The organism is Bradyrhizobium sp. CCBAU 11386, assembly GCF_028128955.1.
Taxonomy (GTDB): Bacteria; Pseudomonadota; Alphaproteobacteria; order Rhizobiales; family Xanthobacteraceae; genus Bradyrhizobium.
The window spans coordinates 1-265 of record NZ_LBKA01000010.1 but is presented as its reverse complement, the minus strand read 5'-3'; the positions used below and the strand labels follow the sequence as shown (position 1 = coordinate 265).

Here is a 265-nt window from a genome sequence, read left to right as displayed (position 1 = left end):
CGTTGTAGCCGACAATGCCGGTGTCCTTGCCACTTGTGGCCATCGAGCGGGCGTCAGGATCGGAGAGCGAGATCTGCTTGTCCTCGCTCTTCATCATCTCCTCGTTGATCGCGTTGAGCCGAACGATCTCCTCCTTGAGCTTTTCGATCTTGCCTTTCAACCGCTCAACCTTCGCCTCCGGCACCGCATCGCCATGGCGATCGGCGGTTTCAAGCTGTGAGAGGTAGCGGGCGATGCTCTCATCGATCCGCTCAAGGCGCCTCTT

The 265-nt window shown here is 58.9% G+C and carries 1 pseudogene; it reads right to left on the bottom strand.

Going from position 1 to position 265, the window contains the following annotated elements:
- Nucleotides 1-265: pseudogene (locus tag XI09_RS03350) on the bottom strand (IS5/IS1182 family transposase); the annotation flags it as partial.